Here is a 16,450-nt window from a genome sequence, read left to right on the forward strand (position 1 = left end):
TAAATAAAGAAAACTGCCGAACCCTAGGTCGGCAGTCTTTCTTACGATTAATTCCCGTAAATATCTACCTCTGTGATACTATTCCATCCATTTCCGGATGAGTTGCCATGGCCTACGATCCTTACATAGCGACCGACGGTGTCTGTGAAATCGTATTGCACCTGAGAGAGTGTCTGCGTACTCACTTTATTGCTCACGACCGTTGACCACACCGTGCCATCTGTGGATACTTGCAAATCGAACGTTGTGGTACGTACATCTCCTTGATGAAAAGCAATGGACAAGTAAGCAACAGTTTTACTGGAGCCTAAGTCGTACCTTATCCATTGTCCATCACCTTGTGAGGACCAACGCGTGCTCAAGCTGTTGTCGATTGTATTTTGCGGGACATTCCCATCATTACCACTATCCGTTACGCCGGATACGCCCAGTAGAACAGGACTTGTGCCTCCGCCTCCCGAACAGCTTGTGTAGGTGGTAACGCTTCCCAAATACATATTGCCGGAAGGACTGCGTGTGTTTCCACATGCTTTAGCAGATCCGCTATCTACATTAACAACATAAGGTGTGCTATTATCCATATTCGCAATATTGTTGTAGAAGTCATTATTAAAGCCCCATCCTGTCGAACGTTCATGAACCTGAAAGGCATCGATAATGACTGAATTACCATTCCGATTCACGGTGTTATTCCGGATGATTGAATCATTCCCTTTAACATCCATAAAGCTGTCAGAGAAATTGGCTCCACTGATCCCTGTACCATTAAATGTACTGTTTTCCACGATGGTCCCTGTCGTACCTTCCTTAATGTCCACAGATTCAGCTCTAACGTTCGGGCCGATGGTTACATTGCTAATTTTATTGTTGTTCGTCGCCGCATTATAAGTTCCCCATTTACCTACGTCAGAGCCGACATAGACACCTTCACCATAATCTGGGGTAAGCGTGCCCGTATCATGGACAGAGGAATTCTGAATCGTATTATTCGAGCTCCCATCGCGGTAATGGACGCCCTCTTCTCCGATATTGTAAACTTCAACGCCATCAATCAAACCATTGTTCGCGTTATCTTGCATAATCCCTTTCTTCGCATTTGTAATTTTCAAGTCTTTGATTTGAACATAATCTCCTGTAATGTATAAAGCATATCCGCTTGAGGTGCCTCCTCCATTTAAGATAGCTTTGGAAGAAGCACTTGCACTCTTAAGGACAATCGGGTTAGATGAGGTTCCATTGGCAGCAGCAACAAAATTCCCTGTGTAGGTACCAGATGCGAGAATAATGGTATCACCGGCTGCAGCGCTGGCCAACGCATTCGTGAGGCAGGAAGCAGTACTGCAATTCGTAGTAGCGGCATAGCCACGCCCTGGAACGATTAGTGAGAGGACTAACATCATAATGAGTACCGCTAAGTGTAACTGTGCAGATCTAGTTGGAAGCTTCATGGACTTTGGCATAAATAACCTCCTCGTTTTGGTAACGCTTACATTTGTAGCGTCATGAATACATCTCTAATCGTAGATCTTGCTAGGCATAAAAGGTAGTGGCTATCTTTATATGGTATTGTGTAATTTTTGCATTTCTTAACTAAAGGAGGATTCCTATGAACTTATCTGATCTTCATACTCATATACCGTCCTTGAAAAACGTGACCGAAATTACACGGGTTACGAAAGGATTCTCCTTCGATAGTAAGTATTTTGTATATGAGAAAAGTAAAAGTGCCCAATATGTATTACGCACGTCACCTTTGAAACAAATGCAACAAAAGCGATCAGAATTTGAAATTGTTGCTAACGTATTTGACCTGGGGGTAAAAACCTCAAAACCAATTGAATTTGGCTCGATAGCAGCATTAGATATTTGTTATATGCTACTGAGTTATGTGGAGGGGGAGGATGCTTCCGAGATATTACCTTCCTTATCGGTTGACGAACAATACCAAATTGGCATTCAGGCAGGACAAGAACTTCGAATCATGCATGAAATAACTGCACCTCACGCAGAAGACTGGTATGCAAAAAGAGTATCCAAACATAATCGTCAATATGAAAGTTATCGAAATTGTGGCGTTAAGCTTCGCGAAGAGGAGGCCATTATCTCGTTCATTAATCAACATGTATTGGAAATGGTGAATCGACCAAATCGTTTCCAGCATGATGATTTTCATACAAGCAACCTTCTTATTCATGAGCGAGGCTATGCAGGGGCAATTGATTTTAATCGGTACGACTGGGGAGACCCGTATCATGATTTTTTGAAAATCGCTTATTTTAGCCGCGAGATTAGCACGCCATTTTGTATAGGGCAAATCCAAGGTTACTTCAATGGCTCCATTCCACTTGAGTTCTGGAAATTGTATGCTTTATATACCGCAATGATTATCTTTCCAACTATAACTTGGACGTTGCAGGTTGTTCCTGAGCAGCTTGAATCGATGTTAGCTAGAATTCGTGTTGTCTTAGATGATCATCACAACTTCGAGAAATGTATCCCCAACTGGTTTACTTCCTGAGTTAGTACTGTCAAAAATAGTTAGGAACGGATTACTCCTGTCAACTGGCATATACAAGCTTATCGTACATACACTGAGATTGTACAAGATACTGCTTGACTATGGGGGAGCTATGAATCCGAAAACGCTTATGATCTCACAAATCGCCGCTACGTACATGGGGACAGTAGTTGGTGCAGGATTTGCCTCGGGGCAGTCTATCATGCATTTCTTCACGATCTATGGCGCATATGGCGGAGTTGGCATATTGATTGCAACGTTCTTTTTTATATGGATTGGTACGAAAATGATGATCCTCTCCCATAGACTGAAGGCGTCCTCGTATCAGGAGCTGAACAATTATCTATTTGGAGTTTTTTTTGGAAAAGTCGCCAATACCTTAACATTTATTATCTTATTTGGCGTCACCGCTGTAATGATGTCGGGGACCGGCTCTATTTTTGAGGAGCAGCTGGGACTACCGTATCAATTTGGAATCATTATTAGTATTCTACTGAGCTACCTGGTGATGAGCAAAGAAATGAACGGGATTTTAGCGGCAAATTCGCTGGTGGTCCCTTTGATGTTATTTTTTATGTTCCTTGTGATCATCCGTGTCGTTGGCGTAGATGGCATTGGCGAAGCGACGAATTGGCAAGAGCGGCAATCGTTGAACGATTTGAAATGGATTATTAGCCCTTTTATCTATGTCGCCTTAAATTTTGCCTTTGCTCAAGCGGTCTTGGTGCCTTTAGGCAGTGAGGTGAAGGATGAGAGCATTCTGAAATGGGGAGGCTTATGGGGAGGCATAGGGCTTGGAGTTATGCTGCTAATAAGCCATTTTGCGATACATTCACGGATGCCAGAGATTTTGAATTTCGATATTCCGATGGCTGAAATTATTCGCGGTTTTGGGCGATTCTTCCATGTCTTATTCATATTGGTCATTTATGGGGAAATATTAACGACGATCATTGGTAATGTGTTTGGGATCACTCGGCATATTGGGCGGATATATCCACTCCCACGAAATTGGGTAGTTCTAGCTACTTTGGTAACTTGTTTATTAATCAGTCAGGTTGGTTTTACATCACTTCTTACGTATCTGTACCCAGTATTCGGGTATATGGGAATGATTCTTCTTATTTTTTTAATCGTCAGACCCGTCCCAAATAAGTAACCTACAATCGAAGGAGCACTAGTCATGTTAGTCAACAAAAATAGGAATGTGGAGATCCGCCGATTAGGGTATTCGGATGTTCCAGCGATTCAAGCCCTTATGGTTGATGTCGTATCTCGGCTTGCTTCGCAAGATCACTTTGCCATGGGTGATGAAGATTACTTGGAAGTTCATATACAAGAAAAAGGTGAGATATACGGCGCTTTTCTAAATGAGGAGCTCGTTGCCTATTCCATATTGGCGTTCCCTGGTCGGAGTGAAAGTAATCTTGGCCGGGAATTTGGGGTACCAGAGTCAGATTTACCATACGTAGCCATCCTTGATGCTACAATCGTCCATGAATCTGCTCGCGGTCAGGGCTTACAACGCTATTTCCATGCCTTACGTGAAAGGCGAGCGCGGGAAAACGGCTACCGATACTTATATTCAACGGTGCATCCACAAAATGTTGTGAGCAAACACAATTTAGAAGCAGAGGGGTTTACTCTGCAATTTACCCGCCTCATGTACAATGGCAAGCCAAGGCATTGTTATGCCAAGCACCTACTGTAAGAGTGAGGACAAGTTAGTTGAACTGAATTGTAATATTCTGTACAATTATGATGTCTATATGTTATTGAAATGTTTCGAGGGCAAAGAACAATATATACAAATTTAATCGAAATGGAGAATGGCACATGATTACGAAAGTCGGTCAAATTATGTTATATGTGAATGACCAAGAGGCTTCTTTGAAATTTTGGACAGAAAAGTTAGGTTTTAAATTAGTTTCAGAAGAAAATCACGGACCCATGAGATGGTTTGAAATTTCTCCAACGAACGATGCGCAAACGAGCATTATTCTCCACAATAAAGATCTCATCGCCAAAATGCAGCCGCAATTAAATCTTGGCACACCTTCGTTATTGTTTTTCTCGGAGGATCTGGATAGCTTGTATCAAGAATTTAAAGACAAAAACATCACAGTTGGCGACCTTGTTACGATGCCTACCGGAAGAGTTTTCAACTTTGCTGATGATGAAGGAAATTACTTTGCGATTCTGGAAAAAAAGTAATCATTACATCATTACCCAAATAACGATAGTTCAGGAGCTGAATGGAAGCAGCTCTTTTTTTATGCCATTGTACATGCTGGAGGAAAAATGATTACTTTTAACATTTGCTTCATTAGACAAGGCAATCTTGTGTTATTGCTGAATAGAGAGTTCCCTAGTTGGATGGGATGTTGGAATGGTATCGGCGGGAAGCTAGAAAAGCATGAATCACCTAGGCACTCCATGGTTCGCGAAATAACCGAGGAGACCGAAATGGTGGAATCTGACTATCAACTGCAGTATAAAGGGCTGGTCACATGGACAGTCGATCACCAGCAGTTCGGGGGCATGTATTTGTATGCAGCACAGGTTCCGGAAGATCGCTTGTACGGTACGCCTAAGAAAACGACGGAAGGTATTTTGGACTGGAAATCCACGGAATGGATCATGAACCCCAAGAATCAAGGTCTCGCTGCGAATTTGCCAATCATCATGACTTACTTGAACGAAGAGTCACCTTACCATCATCACTGCACTTACCTAGAGGGGAAACTGTCGGCTATTTCGTCGGAGGTAATAGATAATTCGACTGAAAACAGTGGACATATGAAACAATATGTAGCGTTATTCAATGAAAAATTGCAGGCCAATATTGCATCTTTCGGAGGTGTGAAATGATTTATTTGGAAACAGCCAGATTGCAATTACGCGACTGGGAAGAAGCGGACTTGGAGCCATTTTGCCAATTAAATGCGGATAAAGAGGTGATGAGGTATTTTCCCAAAACTTCATCCAAAGATGAAACAAATGTGCTCTATAACGCTATCCGATCGGAATTTAAAGAGTATGGATTCGGTTTATATGCCGTAGAAGTAAAAGAAAATAAAGAGTTTATCGGGTTTATTGGATTTCATAGGGCAACCTTTGAGTCTGATTTTACACCGTGTACAGAAATTGCTTGGAGACTAAAGAAGGAAGCTTGGGGAAAAGGCTATGCAACGGAGGGGGCCGAAGCCTGTTTACAGTATGGATTTAACGAATTGGGATTGAACGATGTGTATAGTTTTACAGCCGATGTGAATAAGCCTTCACAAAGAGTTATGATAAAAATCGGCATGCATCTTGTTAAAACGTTCAACCACCCGAAAGTGGAGATGGATAGTCCTTTAAATAAACATGTGCTATTTCATATCAGTTCCAAATAAATCTGAGATTCTCATGTATACATGGAGAAAATGTGGGCATACTAAAAATTACTGCGTTAGAATTGAAAAAAGAAGTAAACTTGTTTACCGGATAATGTTCGAATAATATAATGTATCCATATTGGAATTGAAATTGAATAAAGTATTGCCTGCAATATGTTTAATTTCTCTTTTCGGATAAAACGCAAGAAGGAAGAAGCTGTGATCTAGGATCCGGCTTCTTTTTTGTTACGCATATGTTAAAATAAGGAAGAAGTGTATCTGGTTATGCGCCGAGAGGGGAGGGAATATGACTCGGAATATCCTGCTATCCTTTGTTTTTCACATGCTGATCCTTGTGCTGTCAGGTATGCTATTAGCAAGTGGGAATCACCCCGCACTCATCTTTTTTATGATGCTGTTAGTCTTTTTTGGATATGTTACACTTGGCAATGTCTTTCTTAGACCAATGGGGTCAGTCGCTGCCAATCTGCTATCTGTCTCATTGGTTAGCGTAGTCGGTTTCCTACTTGGCTTATATGCTTGGATATTCCCTAGCCTCATGGGATTTAACTGGATGATATTCCTAGGGTATTACTTGTATGTATTTGGGTTTGTAGATGCGTTGAATATAGATCCAGGCCCGCATGTTACGTTTTGGTCTTTTATTGTTCCTTCTTTATTCTTATGGATGGGTCTACAGTTAAAAGCATCAGGGTATAAAATATAGCGTTATTCACAATATGCTTACGAAGGAGTTGACCGCCCTTATGACTGCACGTTTGCCGCGCAAGATCACAAGAAGATCCTTTTTAAGCTCATCAAGTAAATTAGTGCTAGGCGTTTCTGGCCTTTTACTAGGGAATACGACTTTGTTTTATTACGGAGCAGTCCAGAAAAAAAAGCAGGAAGGGCAGACCACTAAGGCAATGCCGAGTAGTTTCGTGAAGGTCGGTGAGGTGGAGCAGCTGCATGCCATAACTGGTTTCGAAAGGGTTCACTATTCCGCTACGATCGAGGATGCCTGGGTAAAGACGCCTAAGCAAGGTTTCGTCTATGTGACGAAAGACGAGAGCGGCGCGCTTGTCATTCTTTCACCGGCATGTACGCATCTGGGCTGTTCGGTGGAGCCGGCAACGGAAGCGCAGCGCAATCGAAAAAAGGAGCTTTTCTTCTGGTGCCCATGTCATGGGGCTGAATTCGATATTGTGGGAAATGCTGTCGGTATGGCTCTGCCGAGATTGGAAAAATATCACCCCCTTATTATAGAGGGGCATGTGTACGTGGATATTTCGGCGCCAGTGAAGTGAACGTAATTGTTAATATGAAACCAAAAACCACAACCGTAAATGGTTGTGGTTTTCAGCATATAGACTTAGGCAGATCTTCGCGCCCAATATTGTTTCCAGTGAAAATACATGAAACATCCAAAGCAAAAGCCGCTTAACGCCAGCACGACAGCTATGGTGAGCATGCTGAGCGTGATGTAGGCCAATGTCGTGATATTTAATATTGAAGCCGCTAAGGTAACAATGAGGAAAAGTATGGCAAGCAAATTGTTGAAACGAAGCAACTCGCGGCTTTCCGTTCGGGCACTGACAGGAAAGAGTGGAGAGAACAGTCGGACGAATAGATTATATTTTACGCCATAAGAACGACTAATTAGCTGAATGATCAAAGGAACGACAAGAATCCATAGCTGCTGACTGAGAACACTGGCAACTATACTTAACAGAATACCTAGTTGATTACCCCGCACGCGATGCAAGGGAACCTCATCTACACAATCGTAATCGCCATGCAAAAGTGGGTTCGTCATGGTCATCCTCCATTCACAATGAAATGTTAGTATCACCATTATACACTAATTCATAGTATTCTGGTAGGAATAAATTAAATTATAAATGGCCGCGATAGAGGTTTTCTCATTGACGTGGGTTTTTCATAAACATACTCGGGGTCATGCCCTGCCATTTGCGAAATTGATTCGTGAAATGGTTATAATTCTGAAAGCCAACGTCGTAACAAACATCCGAAGCACTGCGTCCCGAATGGGCTAACATCAAAACTGCTTGTTGGATCCTCATACGATTCAATGTATCAATGATGGAATAGCCCGTGCTCGCTTTGAAAAGGTGAGATAATCTCGACGGCGAGAGACCGACTGTCTGAGCAAGATCCTCAAGGCGTATCTGTTCGCGCATCTGTTGTGATAGCAAGTGAAGAACTTCTTCAATGCGAGGGTCCATTTTGCGCATGCTTTTCTGAGCCATGATGAGGAGAATTTCACGTAAAGAACTGCAACATAGCTCGAACCAATACTCACCGCGTTCACGGGAATCTGCCAAAATGCGGGCAAAGGCTAGGTAAATTCGCTCTTGGATGGATTCGTTCTCAATGTTGACGAGGAGTTGCCCCTCCTGTGGGAGCAAGTTGGTTTCTGTTAGTGTGGAGGGGAAATGCGCCCATACGAATTGCCAGGTATGGCTTTTCATCGTGCCATAATGATGGGGAGTTCCAGGTGCCAATAAAACGAGGGCTCCTTTCTTGCAGATATGTTCAGTGCCTTGGTAATTAACGAAGCCTGCTCCTTCCAAGGTAAACATCAATAACCAATCATCCCGACCGTGGGGACGTTTCAACAAATACGAATCAGTTTCTATGTAATGGCCAGCGAACAACTCATTTGTATCCAATATCATGTTGGGAAATCCCTTCTTCACCTGTTTAAGATAGATTTTAGTATACCATGAAATAGCAGGATTGTAGGAATCATTAGCATGATTAATACTTCTATGTAACCAGATATTTCGTTATTCTAAAGACATAGAAATACAAGTTGATTAGGGAGGTAAGAGTGATGACGAAAACACTAGTTAAACTGACGAAGGAACAAAAGCAGCATTTTGAAACAGAGGGATACGTAATCGTGAAAGGATTGTTTTCAGAGGGGAATTTGGCTGAAATTGATGAAACCTTTGAAGCGATCAGCAATCAAATGATTCCTGGTTATTTTGAGCCAGAGTTAACGGCAGAAGTCGTAGATCCCTTGAAACGCTACCCGCGTGTCATGCACCCGCATCGGTTTAATGAGACAGCCAAGACCTATATGCTGCATCAGCCTGTATTAGAAGTACTAGCAGATTTGTATGAAGAGGAAGCGCTGGCTGCGCAAAGCATGTTTTATTACAAACCACCGGGTTCCCGGGGGCAGGCGCTGCATCAGGATAACTTCTATCTGCAAGTAGAGCCAGGCAATTGTATTGCAGCTTGGACGGCGATCGACGCGGCCGATGAGGAAAATGGGGGGCTGCTCGTTGTTCCGAAAACGAATGCACTCGAAATTTCATGTCCAGATGTCGCGGATGCGAAGGAATCATTTACGACCCACTACGTGAAGCCGCCTAAAGACGAGAAAGCAATGCCAGTCATCATGGACCGAGGCGACGTTCTCTTTTTCAATGGTAATTTGATTCATGGGTCTTATCGAAATAAGTCCAAGGATCGCTTCCGCCGCGCGTTTATCTGTCATTATGCCAATGCTTCTGCAACGCATATTAGCAATCATTACCGACCTTTGTACCGATCCAACGGGGAGCCTGTCTCCTTAGAGATTAACCCAAGTGGCGGTCCCTGTGGCGACGAGTTCAAGACAGTGTACCCGCATTAATAGGAGTAATAAGACAGGAATCGTTACTTGGGCATTGTTCATGTCCAGAGAGCGATTCTTTTTTTTGAAAATAATTCGGGGAATCCTTCGCATTTCGCTTGACAGCGTAAACGGTACAATTTAATCTTAAAGGGATTGTTAAACGTTTAACCGATGGAGCTGAATCACGAATGAGTAAACCAAAACAAGTCACCATTGTAGATGTGGCAGCAGCAGCAGGGGTATCGATTGCCACGGTCTCCAATGTGCTGAATCGAGGTGGGATCCGATCGTCCAAAGAGACAATTCGCAAAGTCGAATTGGCTGCAGAACAATTGGGATATCGACGTAATACCATGGCAGCAGGGTTAAGTCGTAACAAAACCTTTGAAATTGGCCTCATCGTTCCTGGGTTGACGAGCTATTATGGACGATTAGCGGAGTTTTTACAGCTAGAAGCCCATCATGCGGGCTATCATTTATCGGTCTTTTCCTCAGGAGGATTCGATCCGACCATTGAACGGAGAAACTTAGAAGTTTTGCTGCAGCGAAGAGTAGATGGACTCATCTGTCATGGACTAGCGATGGGAATGGATTCCACGCGCGCCATCGTAAATAGCGGAACACCTTTAGTGCTCATTAATGGCTGGGGGTGGCCGGAGGATATTGCCGTTGGGGCAGTAAATCTAGGCTTTGCCGAGGCTTGCAGACAATCGACGAAGCTGCTTGTGGATCGTGGCTGCGATTCCCTCATCTACGTGAGTAGCAAGCATTCGAATGTGATCGATGAACAGCGGCGAAATGGATTTAATCTAGGCATACAACAACTGACCGTGGAAATTCCCCATCACATCGTCGAAATGAAGGAATTGGATATGGAGACATTTCTCCAAGAGGTGATGGCGGGGCCAGCGAAGCGAACAGGGATCATTGCGTTTGATGATCATGTTGCCTTGAAACTGCTTTCGGCAGCGAATAAATTAAAGATCGACATACCGGACCGACTACAAATGATCGGTATTAATAATGACTATATAGCGATGCATAGTTACCCTGGCATTTCTAGCTGGGATATTCCTTATGAGCTTCAGGCCAAAATGGCCATTAGCAAATTGCTGCATAAGTTTGGACATACGGTAGAGGCGAGTGAGGAGCGAGAATTTGAAGTCCCGCTTACATTTATAGAACGAGAAACAACCAACTTGGCTGAGTAAATAAATACGTCGCAGTCTCCTTTTGTGGGAGCTTGCGGCGTTTTTTATTGGACTTACACGTGCGACGGTGGTGAAACGAGGTGCAAGTCGACTTTTTCGACTTGCGCGTGCGCGACAAGGGCATGTGGAGTGTGTAAGTCGATTTTTTCGACTTGCGTGTGCGTGATAAGGGCATGTGGAGTGTGTAAGTCGATTTTTTCGACTTGCGTGTGCGTGACAAGGGCATTTGGAGTGTGTAAGTCGATTTTTTCGACTTACGCGTGCGTGACAAGGGTATGTGGAGTGTGTAAGTCGATTTTTTCGACTTGCGCGTGCGTGACAAGGACATGTGTAGTGTGTAAGTCGATTTTTTCGACTTACGCGCGCGTGACAAGGGCTTTTGGAGTATGTAAGTCGATTTTTTCGACTTACGCGTGAGTGACAAGGGCATGTGTAGTGTGTAAGTCGATTTTTTCGACTTGCGCGTGCGCGACAAGGGTAAGTGGAGTGTGTAAGTCGATTTTTTCGACTTACGCTTGCGTGACAAAGGCATGTGGAGTGTGTAAGTCGATTTTTTCGACTTGCGTGTGAGTGACAAGCGCTTTTGGAGTGTGTAAGTCGATTTTTTCGACTTGCGCGTGCGTGACAAGGGCATGTGTAGTGTGTAAGTCGATTTTTTCGACTTGCGCGTGCGCGACAAGGGTAAGTGGAGTGTGTAAGTCGATTTTTTCGACTTACGCGTGCGTGACAAGGGCATGTGGAGTGTGTAAGTCGATTTTTTCGACTTGCGCGTGAGTGACAAGGGCATTCCACACTTTTAAGTCAGTTCTGTATTATCTCCACTATTTCTTGAAATCGTCTGCTAGTTTCGAGCATGTAACCGACCTATACTAAGAACAAGTAAACGTTACCATGTCGCTAGACCAGCAGTGAGGGGTTAACTGTTTAGTCTTTACGGTTTGCGATTTACAGTTTGTGATTTACGGTTTGCGTTTTAGTCCTTACGGTTTAGTGTTTTACACGCTTTCACGGTTCAAGGCTCACGAATGTATAAATAGGAGGGGTGCTTTTACAATGAAAAAATGGACATTATTAGGACTCGCCACCATGTTTGCACTTACAGGATGCTCAGATAACAAAGCCACAGAAACACCAGGTACGGCAACTGGATCACCCAATGCGACTGGAGCAGCGAAGCCAGCTAAGCTCGCTTTGAACTGGTCTGTAGCAAGTGGGTACTTAGCGAATGTGACCCTACCTTCCGGCGATAAAGATTTCGTGAAAAAAGCCATCGAAGAGAAATTTAACGTAGATTTGAAAATTGACTATATGGTGATCGGCAAAGAGTACCATGATAAGCTCAATGCCACATTGGCTGGAGGCAGCGCGCCAGATCTATTCATCGCTGGCGGCGCAGAGTCGCAGAAATACATCACAGATGGCATCACGGCTAATCTAGCTCCATACTTCACGAAGGAAGCTGTGCCGAACTACTTCAAATGGGTGTCCAAGGACGAAGTGGACGCGTTCCAGCTGAAGCAAGGGGAGTTCACGCGGGCGATTGATCCTTTTCAACGTAATTCCTATGCGGCTTGGTACATCCGTCAGGACTGGTTAGATAAGCTGGGACTCAAGTCCCCGAAGAATTACGCCGAATTGACCAACGTCATGACGCAATTCACCAAAGGCGATCCAGATGGCAACGGCAAGCAAGATACGTATGGCTTCTCAGCAGCAGGCAGCGGTGTAAGTTTACCCATGGACTTCCCACAATGGTTGAATAACGGCTTTGTCGCGGACTTCCAAATTGTTGACAACAGCTACGTGGATAACCGCACGGATCTTAAAGTTCAAGGTGTCCTTGAACAAGTCGTGGAATGGAACAATGCAGGGATTGTAGATCCGGATTGGTTCCTGAATAAAGCACCTGCGCATTTTGATAAAGCAGCTCAAGGCAAAGTAGGTATGTTCTTCAGCGGTGATAAAAGCGTCGCCTTAGACAGCTTGGCCACTAGCGTGCAAAACCGCTCAAAGGCGCTAGACCCTAAAGCGAACTGGCAGCCTATTTTCCCGCTGGATAAGCCGATCATTTGGAAATACAACGTACCTGAAGCCACGATCCTAGTTAGTAAAACAACGGCCGACAAAAGCCCCGATAAAGTAAAACGCTCCATGGAAATTCTGAATTGGTTGACAGGTGAAGAGGGCTTTTTGCTAACGCACTATGGTCAAGAAGGTAAGCACTATACCAAAGCTGGCAACAAAATTACGTTAAACGTGGCTAACTTCGAAGCCGATATCGCGAAAGCTGGTAACTGGTTGAGTGTGTACGCGGCCTTTACACCGGATGAGCCGAATATTCTTGGATTTGAGCTGATCGATTCCCGTATTTCTGAGCACGACCGTGCGATTTTGAAAACAGTGGAGAGCTTTCCGAAGCATAACGCGTTGCCTCCTGTGAGCTTAGTTCCTCCAGCTGGCATTAACATCGGAGATTTCCGCAAAGAAATGAGTAAATTCCACATCAAAGCCGTGCTTGAAGACAAGAGCGGCAAAAACTGGCCGCAATACCGTGAAGAGCTCATGACGAAATTCAAAGGAAGAGAAATTTTCACGGAGTATACGAAGCAAATAAATGGTGCACTGAAGGATAAAAAGCTGAACGATTTCAAATAAGCGTAATCAGGCATCGAGGGGAACCCTAGATTGTTGAGGGGTTTCCTTCTGCCTTCTAACTGGATTAGACAACTAGGAGGAGATGGCGATGGCGGAAACCATAGCTGCAAGACAAGAGAAACCTACCGTTTCACGCCCGATGAGGCAGGGCAAGCTACGCAGCATATATCTCAGCAGATGGTTTTACCTCATGATGATCCCTGGGTTGGTCTATTATGCGCTGTTTCACTACGCCCCGATGGTGGGAGCATTGATTGCATTTCAAGACTACAACCTCATGAAGGGCATCTGGGGAAGTCCTTGGGTGGGATTCGATAATTTTCGTGTCATTTTTGACAATCCTGAATTTGTACGCATTATTAGAAACACCTTATTAATTAGTATTTACAAAATCGTCGGCAGCATGGTGCCGGATGTGATCCTTGCACTGATGTTGAATGAAGTTAGGGTGAGATGGTTTAAGCGTGCTGTACAAACGATTACGTATGGGCCCTATTTTCTATCGTGGGTCATTGTGTATGGCTTAGCTTTCTCCTTCCTAGCTCCAGGCTCAGGTTTGATTAGTACTTTCGTACGCGATATGGGTTGGGGATCGATTGATTTATTAACAAATAAGGACTTCTTTAGACCTTTACTCGTTCTTACAGAAATTTGGAAAAATACCGGATTCGGAGCGATTATTTACTTAGCGGCTCTGGCGTCCATCAACCAGGAACTTTATGAAGCTGCCGTCGTAGATGGTGCAGGACGTTGGCGTCAGCTCTGGCATATTACGTTACCAGGTATCCGTGATGTATTCGTGCTCCTGCTGATTATTCGCATCGGCGGCATCTTGGATGCAGGGTTTGATCAGGTTTTCATCTTTTTAAATGCTCGTGTCTACGATGTAGGAGATATTGTGGATACCTGGGTGTATCGCTACGGCTTTGAGCGTCTCGAGTTCGGTGTTGCAGCAGCCATGGGTGTGTTCAAATCAATCATAGGGCTCGTACTTGTGATTGGTGCCAACAGACTGGCTAAGAAAATGGGAGGCTCTGGGATATGGTAGCGGCATACGGCAATTTTGGAAAAGGAGGGGATTCGGATGTCTTTTGTGAGTCATAAAACCAAGGGGGATCATACAGCGGACGTGGTTATTTATACAGTCTTAGGCCTTTTCGCCTTGATCACGTTATTCCCGCTCTACTATGTGGCTATCGTCTCCATTACGCCTTATGTGGAAGTTATGAAAAATGGCGGCTTCGTGTTATGGCCCGAGCATATGACCTTTCAAGCATACAAAGAAATATTCGGCTCTCCACGGATCCCGCAAGCTCTGAAGATTACGGTATTCATCACAGTGGTAGGTACAACGCTCAATCTGATTGTAACGACACTACTAGCGTATCCATTGTCCAAAAAGTCAGTGCCAGGCCGCAATTTTATCCTGATGGCGCTTGTGTTTACGATGATATTCAGCGGTGGTATTATCCCGCTTTACATTTTGGTGCGCAGCCTTGGCTTATATGATTCAGTCTGGGCGCTTGTGATACCCGGTATGGTATCTACATTTAATTTGTTGATTGTCAAAACGTACTTTGAGAATCTCCCTGCTGAAGTAGAGGAAGCCGCGCGCGTTGATGGATGTGGTGAAGTTGCAACGTTGTTGCGCATCGTCCTCCCATTGTCTGCGCCCATTATGGCGACCATTGGACTGTTCTACGGCGTTACCCATTGGAACGAATATTTCAAAGGAATCTTTTATCTATCTGACAAAGCACTCATGCCGATGCAGGTCGTACTCCGGAGTATGATTCAAACGCCGAATGTCTCTACGGAGCTGTCAATTAATTCACTAGTACTGGATGCCTTGCCGCCAGAAACGATCAAGATGGCCGTGGTAGTTGTGGCTACATTGCCGCTGTTAGTCATTTATCCTTTTTTGCAAAGGTATTTTGTGAAGGGCGCATTGCTGGGTTCAATTAAGGGGTAATGGGAGGGTTGGAACATCGATGAGAGCAGTCATTGCACGAGAAGGCAGCGTGGAAATCATTGACCTAGAAGAGCCGATGGTGGAACCCAACTACGTGTTGGTGGAAACGGCGTACTCTGCGATCAGTCCAGGCACAGAAATGATGCTGAAGGACATACGTTCTAACGAGCCCATTTCATTAGGCTATAGTGCCATGGGTCAGGTTAGGGAAGTAGGGATAGGCATTTCGCATGTGAAAAAAGGGGACCGCGTCGCCTGCTATGGTTCGCCGTTTGTCCGTCATGCAGAGCTTCTCAAGGTTCCGAAGCATCTGGTAGTTCCCCTGCCTGAGCAGGTGGATGACCATGAAGCAGCTCATGTAGGGCTCGGCGCTATTGCCATTCATGCGTTACGGCAGGCCGACCTGCGGTTCGGCGAGTCTGTCCTCGTTGTTGGCTTAGGCATACTTGGGCAGATTGTGTGCCAAATTGCCCAAGCCTCGGCGAACATCGTGATCGGCCTCGATCGTGTAGCCGAGCGTGCGGAGAAGCTAACGGCCTCCGGCACACAGTTGGTTTATAACAACGAGGAAGATATGAGCGCTAACCTTCCGGGTATTACTGGAGGAGCTGGTGTGGATGCTGTGATTCTATGTGTCGGTGGCGGCAACAGCGGGATGATCGATAAGGCACTAGGCTGGATCCGCGATAAAGGGAAGATTGTCATCGTCGGTGATGTAAGCATGGCGTTCAATCGGGAGCTTATGTTTCAAAAGGAAGCGCAAATCCTCATCTCCCGTGCAGGAGGACCTGGACGATATCTGGGGGATTACGAGAAGAAGGGCATCGACTTTCCGATTGGACTTGTTCGTTGGACCGAGGGCCGCAATATGGCGGAATATATTCGATTATTGACGGAGAGGAAGCTGTGCATCGAGCCCCTGATCTCGCACATTTTGCCTTTGGAACGCATCGGAGAAGCGTATGATCTATACCGTAATGCGCCGCAGCAAGTGCTTGGCGTCGTTGTTCGTTATGGAGATTCTCGTCCCGAACTCTAGTTAAATCTCTATTAATTTTCTATACT

Annotated in this window: 17 protein-coding genes; 14 read left to right on the plus strand and 3 right to left on the minus strand. The window is 44.6% G+C overall.

The genetic code is table 11. From position 1 onward, the window contains the following. Positions 1-47 precede the first annotated feature (47 nt). Positions 48-1,460, minus strand: a complete 1,413-nt coding sequence (locus AC58QG_RS19540) for a discoidin domain-containing protein (RefSeq protein ID WP_497363801.1) — start codon at positions 1,458-1,460, stop codon at positions 48-50. A gap of 146 nt (positions 1,461-1,606) precedes the next feature. Between AC58QG_RS19540 and AC58QG_RS19545 the strand changes: the two genes are divergently transcribed. The 8 genes from AC58QG_RS19545 to AC58QG_RS19580 all read left to right on the plus strand — a co-directional run bounded on the left by AC58QG_RS19545 (position 1,607) and on the right by AC58QG_RS19580 (position 7,205). Continuing rightward, the gene (locus AC58QG_RS19545) at positions 1,607-2,518 is read left to right on the plus strand and encodes a phosphotransferase family protein (protein WP_497363802.1); all 912 of its coding nucleotides are present in this window, start codon (positions 1,607-1,609) and stop codon (positions 2,516-2,518) included. A gap of 112 nt (positions 2,519-2,630) precedes the next feature. Continuing rightward, a complete protein-coding gene (locus AC58QG_RS19550; RefSeq protein ID WP_497363803.1) occupies positions 2,631-3,677 on the plus strand; it encodes a YkvI family membrane protein in 1,047 nt (348 codons plus the stop codon). Between the two features lie 24 nt (positions 3,678-3,701). Beyond that, positions 3,702-4,229 carry a GNAT family N-acetyltransferase gene (locus AC58QG_RS19555; protein WP_497363804.1) on the plus strand — a complete coding sequence of 176 codons (528 nt, stop codon included), beginning with the start codon at positions 3,702-3,704 and terminating at the stop codon, positions 4,227-4,229. 125 nt (positions 4,230-4,354) lie between these two features. Next, positions 4,355-4,732, plus strand: a complete 378-nt coding sequence (locus AC58QG_RS19560; RefSeq protein ID WP_497363805.1) for a VOC family protein — start codon at positions 4,355-4,357, stop codon at positions 4,730-4,732. A gap of 87 nt (positions 4,733-4,819) precedes the next feature. Next, positions 4,820-5,389 (plus strand): NUDIX hydrolase, encoded by a 570-nt coding sequence (locus AC58QG_RS19565; protein WP_497363806.1) that lies wholly within the window; start codon positions 4,820-4,822, stop codon positions 5,387-5,389. Further along, positions 5,386-5,916 (plus strand): GNAT family N-acetyltransferase, encoded by a 531-nt coding sequence (locus AC58QG_RS19570; protein WP_497363807.1) that lies wholly within the window; start codon positions 5,386-5,388, stop codon positions 5,914-5,916. Before AC58QG_RS19565 ends, AC58QG_RS19570 begins: the two co-directional genes overlap by 4 nt. Positions 5,917-6,205: 289 nt before the next feature. Further along, complete coding sequence (locus AC58QG_RS19575; protein WP_497363808.1) at positions 6,206-6,625, plus strand: hypothetical protein; 420 nt, start codon at positions 6,206-6,208, stop codon at positions 6,623-6,625. 40 nt (positions 6,626-6,665) lie between these two features. Then, the gene (locus AC58QG_RS19580; protein WP_497363809.1) at positions 6,666-7,205 is read left to right on the plus strand and encodes a QcrA and Rieske domain-containing protein; all 540 of its coding nucleotides are present in this window, start codon (positions 6,666-6,668) and stop codon (positions 7,203-7,205) included. Between the two features lie 65 nt (positions 7,206-7,270). Here AC58QG_RS19580 and AC58QG_RS19585 read toward each other — a convergent pair whose 3' ends face one another. Then, positions 7,271-7,714: a DUF4395 domain-containing protein gene (locus AC58QG_RS19585; protein ID WP_497363810.1), complete on the minus strand. Its 444-nt coding sequence runs from the start codon at positions 7,712-7,714 to the stop codon at positions 7,271-7,273. A 106-nt stretch (positions 7,715-7,820) separates the two neighbouring features. Next, positions 7,821-8,597, minus strand: coding sequence for a helix-turn-helix domain-containing protein (locus AC58QG_RS19590; RefSeq protein WP_497363811.1), 777 nt, complete (start codon positions 8,595-8,597; stop codon positions 7,821-7,823). Between the two features lie 158 nt (positions 8,598-8,755). Here AC58QG_RS19590 and AC58QG_RS19595 point away from each other — a divergent pair, with 158 nt between their 5' ends. From AC58QG_RS19595 to AC58QG_RS19620, 6 genes are all read left to right on the plus strand, one after another. Continuing rightward, positions 8,756-9,565, plus strand: a complete 810-nt coding sequence (locus AC58QG_RS19595) for a phytanoyl-CoA dioxygenase family protein (RefSeq protein WP_497363812.1) — start codon at positions 8,756-8,758, stop codon at positions 9,563-9,565. Positions 9,566-9,735: 170 nt separating this feature from the next. Continuing rightward, positions 9,736-10,758 carry a LacI family DNA-binding transcriptional regulator gene (locus tag AC58QG_RS19600; RefSeq protein WP_497363813.1) on the plus strand — a complete coding sequence of 341 codons (1,023 nt, stop codon included), beginning with the start codon at positions 9,736-9,738 and terminating at the stop codon, positions 10,756-10,758. Between the two features lie 1,053 nt (positions 10,759-11,811). Then, positions 11,812-13,413, plus strand: a complete 1,602-nt coding sequence (locus tag AC58QG_RS19605; RefSeq protein WP_497363814.1) for a type 2 periplasmic-binding domain-containing protein — start codon at positions 11,812-11,814, stop codon at positions 13,411-13,413. Between the two features lie 88 nt (positions 13,414-13,501). Continuing rightward, positions 13,502-14,461, plus strand: a complete 960-nt coding sequence (locus AC58QG_RS19610) for an ABC transporter permease (RefSeq protein WP_497363815.1) — start codon at positions 13,502-13,504, stop codon at positions 14,459-14,461. A gap of 36 nt (positions 14,462-14,497) precedes the next feature. Continuing rightward, on the plus strand, positions 14,498-15,385 hold the full coding sequence (locus AC58QG_RS19615; protein ID WP_497363816.1) for a carbohydrate ABC transporter permease: 888 nt from the start codon (positions 14,498-14,500) through the stop codon (positions 15,383-15,385). A 19-nt stretch (positions 15,386-15,404) separates the two neighbouring features. Next, positions 15,405-16,424: a zinc-dependent alcohol dehydrogenase gene (locus AC58QG_RS19620; RefSeq protein WP_497363817.1), complete on the plus strand. Its 1,020-nt coding sequence runs from the start codon at positions 15,405-15,407 to the stop codon at positions 16,422-16,424. The last annotated feature ends 26 nt before the right edge of the window (positions 16,425-16,450 follow it).

The sequence above is a fragment of the Paenibacillus sp. J22P169 genome (assembly GCF_059691995.1).

Coding starts and splice junctions, on each gene's coding strand:
- AC58QG_RS19540 (WP_497363801.1), bottom strand. CDS start 1,460: ATGCCAAAGTCCATGAAGCTTCCAACTAGATCTGCACAGTTACACTTA.
- AC58QG_RS19545 (WP_497363802.1), top strand. CDS start 1,607: ATGAACTTATCTGATCTTCATACTCATATACCGTCCTTGAAAAACGTG.
- AC58QG_RS19550 (WP_497363803.1), top strand. CDS start 2,631: ATGAATCCGAAAACGCTTATGATCTCACAAATCGCCGCTACGTACATG.
- AC58QG_RS19555 (WP_497363804.1), top strand. CDS start 3,702: ATGTTAGTCAACAAAAATAGGAATGTGGAGATCCGCCGATTAGGGTAT.
- AC58QG_RS19560 (WP_497363805.1), top strand. CDS start 4,355: ATGATTACGAAAGTCGGTCAAATTATGTTATATGTGAATGACCAAGAG.
- AC58QG_RS19565 (WP_497363806.1), top strand. CDS start 4,820: ATGATTACTTTTAACATTTGCTTCATTAGACAAGGCAATCTTGTGTTA.
- AC58QG_RS19570 (WP_497363807.1), top strand. CDS start 5,386: ATGATTTATTTGGAAACAGCCAGATTGCAATTACGCGACTGGGAAGAA.
- AC58QG_RS19575 (WP_497363808.1), top strand. CDS start 6,206: ATGACTCGGAATATCCTGCTATCCTTTGTTTTTCACATGCTGATCCTT.
- AC58QG_RS19580 (WP_497363809.1), top strand. CDS start 6,666: ATGACTGCACGTTTGCCGCGCAAGATCACAAGAAGATCCTTTTTAAGC.
- AC58QG_RS19585 (WP_497363810.1), bottom strand. CDS start 7,714: ATGACGAACCCACTTTTGCATGGCGATTACGATTGTGTAGATGAGGTT.
- AC58QG_RS19590 (WP_497363811.1), bottom strand. CDS start 8,597: ATGATATTGGATACAAATGAGTTGTTCGCTGGCCATTACATAGAAACT.
- AC58QG_RS19595 (WP_497363812.1), top strand. CDS start 8,756: ATGACGAAAACACTAGTTAAACTGACGAAGGAACAAAAGCAGCATTTT.
- AC58QG_RS19600 (WP_497363813.1), top strand. CDS start 9,736: ATGAGTAAACCAAAACAAGTCACCATTGTAGATGTGGCAGCAGCAGCA.
- AC58QG_RS19605 (WP_497363814.1), top strand. CDS start 11,812: ATGAAAAAATGGACATTATTAGGACTCGCCACCATGTTTGCACTTACA.
- AC58QG_RS19610 (WP_497363815.1), top strand. CDS start 13,502: ATGGCGGAAACCATAGCTGCAAGACAAGAGAAACCTACCGTTTCACGC.
- AC58QG_RS19615 (WP_497363816.1), top strand. CDS start 14,498: ATGTCTTTTGTGAGTCATAAAACCAAGGGGGATCATACAGCGGACGTG.
- AC58QG_RS19620 (WP_497363817.1), top strand. CDS start 15,405: ATGAGAGCAGTCATTGCACGAGAAGGCAGCGTGGAAATCATTGACCTA.